We start from the raw sequence: 7,377 nt of genomic DNA on the forward strand, positions 1-7,377 counted from the left end.
CAGAAAAAGTGGTGCCGGTTGAAGGACTTGAACCCTCGACCTACCGCTTACAAGGCGGTTGCTCTACCAGCTGAGCTAAACCGGCGCGTTCCTGATGCGCTATCAAAGCCGTCGATCCGGCGCAAGCCTGTCCCATCGGCCTCGGCCCGTCACGCGACGCGTCGGGAATCGGTGAAGGTGCGTCCGTCGCCGAAGCGGTAATGGATCGTCTCGGTGAGGCGCCCGCTGGCACGAACCTGGATCGCCTCCGGGCGGGTCAGCGCGTGTCGCCCGGCGATGGCCTCCGCGACGCGCATCGGCGCATCGCGTCCGCCGCCGTGCTGGCGCCACCACTGCACGGCCTTCTCGCGCGGGTAGCCGGCCTGTTCGAGATCCAGGACGATCCCGTGGCTGCGACGCTCGGGGAGGTGGAACACCACCACCAGGGCGTCGGGGAGGGCGGAACGCGCATGCGCCGTGAAACTCCAGCCGACGACCGGCTGCCAGTCCGCGAGCGTCGCCGAGAGGATGGGATGCGCGTCGTCCGCCGCCGCCTCGTGGCCCGGCGCCTCGGGTTCGGACTCCGGCTCGACCCAGCAGGCTTCGCAGGTGCTGGCGTTGAGGGCGATGAGGGCGCCGCAGCCGGGGCAGCCCTTGGCCCGCACCTCGCCCTCGCGGCCCCGGATCGCCGCGGCGCTCCGGGCGGTGACGATGTCGACGGGGCCGTGCATCCGCACGAGGCCGGCATAGTCGAGGATGAGCGCGTCCGACTTGCCGGGGGCGCGGCGCAGGGCCCGGCCGACCTGCTGCACGTAGAGGCCGGTGCTCTGGGTCGGGCGCAGCAGGGCGACGAGGTCGACCTGGGGCACGTTGAATCCGGTGGCCAGGACCCCCACCGAGGTCAGGCATCGGATCCGGCCCTCGCGAAAATCGCGGACCATGCGGTCGCGCGCCCGCTTCGGGGTCTCGCCCGAGAGGGTCTCGCAGGTATGGCCCTCGGCCCGGATCGCGTCGCGCACGGCGGTGGCGTGGGCGAGCCCGGCGCAGAAGGCGAGCCAGGCGCGCCGGCCTTGCCCGTAGCCCACCATCTCCTCCACGGCCGCGCGGGTGATCCAGTCCTGGTTGACGGCGGCCTCCAGGGCGCTCGGGATATAGTCCCCGCCGCGCCGGGGCACGTCCGTGACGTCGAGGGCCGTGGCGGTGGCCTTGGAGATCAGGGGCGCGAGGTAACCCTGGTGGATCAGGTCGCCGACATTGGCCTCGTACACGATGGCGTCGAACAGCCGTCCCGGACCCTCGTCGAGGCGGCCGCTGTCCAGGCGGTAGGGCGTGGCGGTCAGGCCGACCACGCGCAGATCCGGGCGGGCGGCCTTGAGGGCGGCGAGGAAGCGACCGTAACGGGTCTCGGCGTCGCGGGGGATCAGGTGGGCCTCGTCCACCACGACGAGGTCGAACGGGCCGATCTCGGGCACGCGGTTCCAGACCGACTGGATGCCGCAGAACAGCACCTGTGCCCCCTCGTCCCGGCGCCCGAGCCCGGCGGAGTAGAGGCCGGCCGGCGCACCCGGCCAGAGCTTCAGGAGCTCGCCGTGGTTCTGGGCGATCAGCTCGCGGGTATGGGTGACGACGAGGACGCGGTGCGCCGGGTTCGCCGCGAGGGTCTCGCGCACCAGAGCCGCGATGACCAGGGACTTGCCCGCCCCGGTGGGCAGCACGATGAGGCCGGCTCCGTCGCCCCGCGCCCAGGCGGCGTGGAGTGCATCGAGGCTGGCGCGTTGATAGGGGCGAAGGTCCATCCGCGCGGCTTCTAGCGCCGGGGCGCGCCGCTGTCCGTGTCCATTCTGCCGCGCGGAACACGATGGGATCGCATACAACAAAAGCCCCGCCCGCCGGTTCGGCGCACGGGGCTTCGCAAAGATGTCTCAGGTCAACGACGCATCAAGGTCCGGCGGGGCGTTCCGCGCTCGACCTCGCTGCGGGCGTGATCAGCAATTGTCGGCGCTGTCACCCTTCACGACCTGACCCTCGGCGGGCTTCTTCTCGCCCGGGGCCGGCTGCGTGTTCGCACCGACATTGTTCATCGCACCGACGGTGCCGGGCGACTCGGCCTTCGCACCGGGCGTGACCTTGGCGCTCGATCCACCATCGACATTGGAAGACTTGTCCATAGAAGCGGACTTGTCCTTCATGCTGCTGGTCGTGCCCGTCGCGCAGGGGGCGGCGAAGGCGGTGGTCGCGGTCAGCATCAGGGCGGCGGTGGCGACGGCAAGATTACGAATGGTCATGTTTCCTCCAGATCAATTCTTCTGGAGCTCAACCCGATTCCGACCCACTCGTTCCGTGTTCGGCGGGCAAAAGTGGAAGAATAAATCCGGCAACGTGGCATGTCGCCGGATCGGTCTCCTGGAAAATACCGGGTTCAGGCCACCGCGAGGGCCGCCGCCATCTTCTGCGCGAAGGCGACGGGATCGCGCGGCGTGTCCCCATCCTGCACCCGGGCGAGGTCCAGAAGCGTGCCGGCGGCCTCCGTGATGTCGCCCTGGGTCTCGACCTTGGCGGCCAGCGACCGGATCAGCGGATGGCGCGGGTTGATCTCCAGCACCGGCATGCCGCCGCCGCCGCGTCCCGCCCGCCGCAGCAGCCGCTGCATCTGCAGGTCGGGGCCGTGACCCGAGGCCGAGAGCACCACCGCGCTCTCCACGAGGCGGTCGGTGGCGCGCACGTCGGAGACGTTGGAGCCGAGCGCCGCCTTCAGGGCCGCGACCAGGGCCTCGACGGAGGCCGGGGATTCCGCGCCTTCGGGCGCTTCCCCGGCGAACTTCGAGAGATCGACCGCCCCCTGCGTGACCGAGCGCAGCGGCTTGTCGTCGAAGCGGGCGAGCGCCTCGGGCCAGAAGGCATCCACGTGGTCGGAGAGCAGCAGGACCTCGACACCGCGCGCGCGGAAGCCCTCGAGCTGGGGCGAGCGCTTCAGGGCGTCGGCGTCGTCGGCGACGAGGTAGTAGATCGCCTCCTGGCCGTCCTTCATGCGGGAAACGTAGTCGGGCAGGGAGGTCCAGCCGTCGACGGCAGAGGAATGGAAGCGCAGCAGGGGGGCGATCTCGGCCCGGCGCTCATGGTCCTCGTAGATGCCCTCCTTGAGGACGGGACCGAAATTCTCCCAGAACGGGCGGTAGCCCTCGGCATCCTTGGCGCGGTTGGTCAGCTCGGTCAGCACGCGGCCGGTGACGGCGCGGCGGATCTTCGTGAGCACCGGGGTCGCCTGCAGCATCTCGCGGGAGACGTTGAGGGGCAGGTCCTCGGTGTCGACCACGCCCTGGACGAAGCGCAGCCAGGAGGGAAGGAGCTCGGCCTCGTCGGTGATGAACATGCGCCGCACGTGCAGGCGCACCTTGCTGGCGCGCTCGCCCTCCACGGCCTGGAACGGCTTCATGCCGGGCACGAACAGCAGCGCCGAGAATTCGAGCGCGCCCTCGGCCCGCCAATGCAGGGTCGCCCAGGGCTCGTCGAAGTTCATGCCGACATGGCGGTAGAACGCGGTGTACTGCTCCGGCGTGACCTCGGATTTCGGCTTGCGCCACAGGGCGGTGCCCTGGTTGGCGTTCTCCTCCTTGCCGTCCTCGCTCGTGATCGCGATCGGCACCGTGATGTGGTCGGCCCATTTGCGTACCACGTGGTCGAGCCGGTAGCTCTCGAGGTACTCGTCGGCATCCGCCTTGAGGTGCAGGACGATGTCGGTGCCGGGCTCAGCCCGGGTGGCGGGCTCCAGGGTGTAGCTGCCCTGGCCCTCGGAGGCCCAGGTCCAGGCCTCCTCCGAGCCGGCGCGGCGCGAGGTGACGGTGACCCGGTCGGCGACCATGAAGGCCGAGTAGAAGCCGACGCCGAACTGGCCGATCAGGCTCGGCTTGTCCTCCGGCTTGATGTCGGCGGCGTTCTTGGCGTCGCCGAGGGCCTGGCTGAAGGCGCGGGTGCCGGAGCGGGCGATGGTGCCGAGGTTCTGGGCCAGCTCCGCCTTGGTCATGCCGATGCCGGCATCCGAGAGGGTCAGGGTCCGGGCCGCCTTGTCGGGGACGATGCGGACCTTGGCATCGGGGGGCAGCGCGGAGGCCTGGTCGGTCAGCGCCTCGAAGCGGCGCCGGTCCATGGCATCGGCGGCGTTGGCCACCAGCTCGCGCAGGAAGATCTCGCGGTCCGAATAGAGGGCGTGGACCACGAGGTCCAACAGGCGCCCGACTTCGGCACCGAATTCGTGCCGCTCCACGGTGTCGCTCAAGGGATCGCCTCCGGATGTCGAAAGGGTTTGGCTGTCGGGCGCGATATGCCTCCGCCCCCTGGAGAATTCAATGCCGGTCAAGGTTGGCCCGTCGCCGATCACCCCTCCCGCCGCGCGGCGGCGACCGGCGCCTGCTTTTTCTGGGAAACCTTGCGGCACCTCGAGCGTAGCGTTGGCTTAAGACACCCGCCGGAGGAGCGAGCGCGATGGAACCGATGAAGCCGATGGAACCTATGAAGCCCATGGAACCCATGAAGCCGATGAAGGGCTCGGAGCCCTGGTGGCCGAAGGAGCTCGGCCAGCCCTCGAGCAGCGGCGGCCAGAACGATATGCGCTACGCGTTCTTCCCCGACAAGCAGCGGCTCCTGGTGGAGACCGACGGCAAGCTGACCACCTACGACAGCGGCGACCACCGGATCAGCGGCGTCTCGCAGTCGAACGGCCGGGCACCGAGCTTCACCAGCCAGAACGGCGACGTGAACGTGAACGACCTTAAAGTCGTGGATTGAGCAGGGTCGTGGGTTAGGGATTCGCCCGGCGCGGGGCATTCCCGCGCCGGCTTACGCCACGGCGCGGGAACTGCCCGTGCCGACGGACGACCAGCGCTCGATCATCCGGGGCACGTCGCGCGCCGGCCCGGGCTTGGCGAAGAAGTAGCCCTGGCCTTCGTCGCAGCCCTCGCAGCGCAGGCGATCGAACTGCTCCTGGGTCTCGATGCCCTCGCCGGTGGTGCGCATCCCGAGGCTGAGTCCGAGGCCGATCACGGCCCGCACGATCAGCCCGGAATCGGTCTTGCTCGTGATGTCGCGCACGAAGGACTGGTCGATCTTGATCTTGTCGAACGGAAAGCTGCGCAGGTAGCTCAGGCTGGAATACCCGGTGCCGAAATCGTCCATGGCGATCCGCACGCCGAGGCGGCGCAGGGCGTAGAGGGTCGCGAGCGTCGCAAGGTTGTCCTTCAGGAGCACCGATTCGGTGATCTCCAGCTCCAGGCGGCCCGGCGGCAGGCGGCTTCGGGCGAGGGCCGCGCGGACGGACTCGACGATGATCTCGTCGCGGAACTGCACCGCCGAGACGTTCACCGCCACCTTGATGCCGTCCGGCCAGCGCATCGCCTCCGTGCAGGCCGTGGTGAGGCACCAGGCGCCGAGGGGGACGATGAGGCCGATCTCCTCGGCGACCGCGATGAACTCGGCCGGCGGCACGAGGCCGCGCACGGGGTGGCGCCAGCGGACCAGGGCCTCGAAGCCGCCGATGCGCCGGCCCCGGAAATCGTAGATCGGCTGGTAGTGCAGCTCGAACTCCTCGCGCTCCAGGGCCTCGCGCAGGTCGATCTCGAGGGCCCGGCGCGCCTGCAGACTGACGTCCATCTCGACCTCGAAGAAGCGCCAGGTGCCGCGCCCGTCCGCCTTGGCGCGGTAGAGGGCCACGTCGGCGTTCTTGAGGAGCTTGTCGCAGGTGGTGCCGTCGCCGGGGGCGAAGCAGATGCCGATGCTGACCCCGACGCTCGCGCGGTGTCCGTCCAGATCGTAGGGCGCGCTGACGACCTCGACGATCCGGCGCGCGAGGACGGCCGCGTCCTGCGGCTGCTCGGCCCCCGCCAGGATGATGGCGAACTCGTCTCCGCCGAGGCGGGCGACGGTGTCGACCTCGCGGGTGCAGGCGCGGAGCCGGTCGGCCACCGCGCGCAGGAGGGCGTCGCCCACGGGATGGCCGAGGGTGTCGTTGACCTCCTTGAAGCGGTCGAGGTCGAGGCACAGAACCGCGAAGGGGCTCCCGCGGCCCAGATGCGCCACCGCCTCCTCGATGCGCTCGCCGAACATCGCCCGGTTCGGCAGGCCGGTGAGGACGTCGTGGCGGGCCATGAAGGCGATGCGGGCATCCGCCTCCCGGCGTTCGGTGACGTCCTCGAAGGTGGCCACGAGGCCGCCGCCGTGCACGGCCTTGTGCGAGACCGCCACCACGCGGCCGTCGCCGAGGTGGAGGAAGTCGGAATCGCTGGGCCGGCCCGGGGCCGCCTCGGCCAGGGCGAGGGCGAAGGCGTCGGGTTCGTCGTGCGCGTAGGCGGTGCCGGCGCCGCTGAGGGCCGCCACCTCGCGGTAGGGCAGGCCGAGGGGCAATTGCGCGGGGCCGAGGCCGAAGATCTCGCAATAGCGCCGGTTGACCACGGTGAGCCGGCCGGCGGCATCGAAGAGGCACAGGCCCTGGGACATGTTGTCGAGGGCGGTGTCGAGGCGCAGGTTGGTCGACTGGAGGGTGGCCTCCTGCTGCTTGAGCAGGGTGATGTCGCTGCAGACCGCGATGAAGCCGCCGCTGCGAGTGGCGTTCCGGCTGATCCGGAGCCAGCGACCGTCGCCGAGGCGCAACTCGCTGCGCTCCTCCCGTGCGTCGAGGAGCGCCCGGGCGAGGCATCCGGCGCCCGCGGCCGAGCGCGCCACGAGGCCCGCGATGGCGCTGCCGGCCGGGAGGGTGCCGGCGGCAAACCCAAGATAGTCGTCGGCCTGGCTGTTGGTCAGGGTGATGCGGCCGGCCTCGTCGACGACCACGATGCCCTCGCGGGAGGTCTCCAGGGCGTCCGCGAGCTGGTCCTCGGCCGAGATGCGCTGGGCGACTTCCTGCTCCATCGCGTGGCGGATGTTGTCGCGCATCACGCCCATGGCGACCAGGAGCGTGCCGATCTCGTCGGCGCTGCCCGTCGGCATGGTTCCGCTGAGGTCGCCGGCCGCGATGCGCGAGGCCGCCCGCGAGGCCTCGGCCAGGGGCCGCATGATGCGGCGCGCGAGGCCGAACGCCACCGTACCCGAGAGGAGCACGGCGATCAGGGTGCCGAAGAGGTTGATCTGGGTCTCGCGCGCCACGATGGCGCGCGCCTGCTGGCGGTAGATGAAGCCGTCGCCGGCGGTGTGGTTGATGAAGAGGTCGAAATTCTCCTCCGCGATCGCCGCGTAGCGGTCGAGATCCGCGTAGGCTTCCTCGGTCCGGCCCTGGTCCGAGAGCTTGGAGCGGGCGGCGGACCAGGCCGACACGGCCTGCTCAGCGGCCCGCGCGGCCTCGGTGGCCCGGTCGGACTGGGCGCGCTCGACGGCGATCGCGAGGTCCTCCACCAGCGAGCGCTGGAGGCTAAC

General features: G+C 70.5%; 5 protein-coding genes and 1 tRNA gene. 1 reads left to right on the plus strand and 5 read right to left on the minus strand.

Going from position 1 to position 7,377, the window contains the following annotated elements; translation table 11 throughout:
• Nucleotides 1-9: 9 nt before the first annotated feature.
• The 4 genes from K2X24_RS20180 to htpG form a co-directional block, all read right to left on the minus strand.
• A tRNA-Thr gene (locus K2X24_RS20180) sits at nucleotides 10-85 on the minus strand.
• Nucleotides 86-149: 64 nt separating this feature from the next.
• The gene (locus K2X24_RS20185; RefSeq protein ID WP_292500449.1) at nucleotides 150-1,775 is read right to left on the minus strand and encodes a DEAD/DEAH box helicase; all 1,626 of its coding nucleotides are present in this window, start codon (nucleotides 1,773-1,775) and stop codon (nucleotides 150-152) included.
• A gap of 189 nt (nucleotides 1,776-1,964) precedes the next feature.
• A complete protein-coding gene (locus K2X24_RS20190; protein WP_292500451.1) occupies nucleotides 1,965-2,264 on the minus strand; it encodes a hypothetical protein in 300 nt (99 codons plus the stop codon).
• Between the two features lie 134 nt (nucleotides 2,265-2,398).
• Nucleotides 2,399-4,252, minus strand: a complete 1,854-nt coding sequence (gene htpG / locus K2X24_RS20195) for a molecular chaperone HtpG (protein ID WP_292500454.1) — start codon at nucleotides 4,250-4,252, stop codon at nucleotides 2,399-2,401.
• A gap of 206 nt (nucleotides 4,253-4,458) precedes the next feature.
• On the opposite strand from htpG, the gene K2X24_RS20200 reads away from it, so the two are divergent.
• Entirely contained in the window at nucleotides 4,459-4,761 is a 303-nt protein-coding gene (locus K2X24_RS20200) for a hypothetical protein (protein WP_292500457.1), read from the plus strand.
• 51 nt (nucleotides 4,762-4,812) lie between these two features.
• Here K2X24_RS20200 and K2X24_RS20205 read toward each other — a convergent pair.
• Nucleotides 4,813-7,377: EAL domain-containing protein (locus K2X24_RS20205; protein WP_292500458.1), on the minus strand; the 2,565-nt coding region annotated here is incomplete at its 5' end.

Source organism: Methylobacterium sp. (assembly GCF_019750675.1).
In the GTDB taxonomy this organism is placed as follows: Bacteria; Pseudomonadota; Alphaproteobacteria; order Rhizobiales; family Beijerinckiaceae; genus Methylobacterium.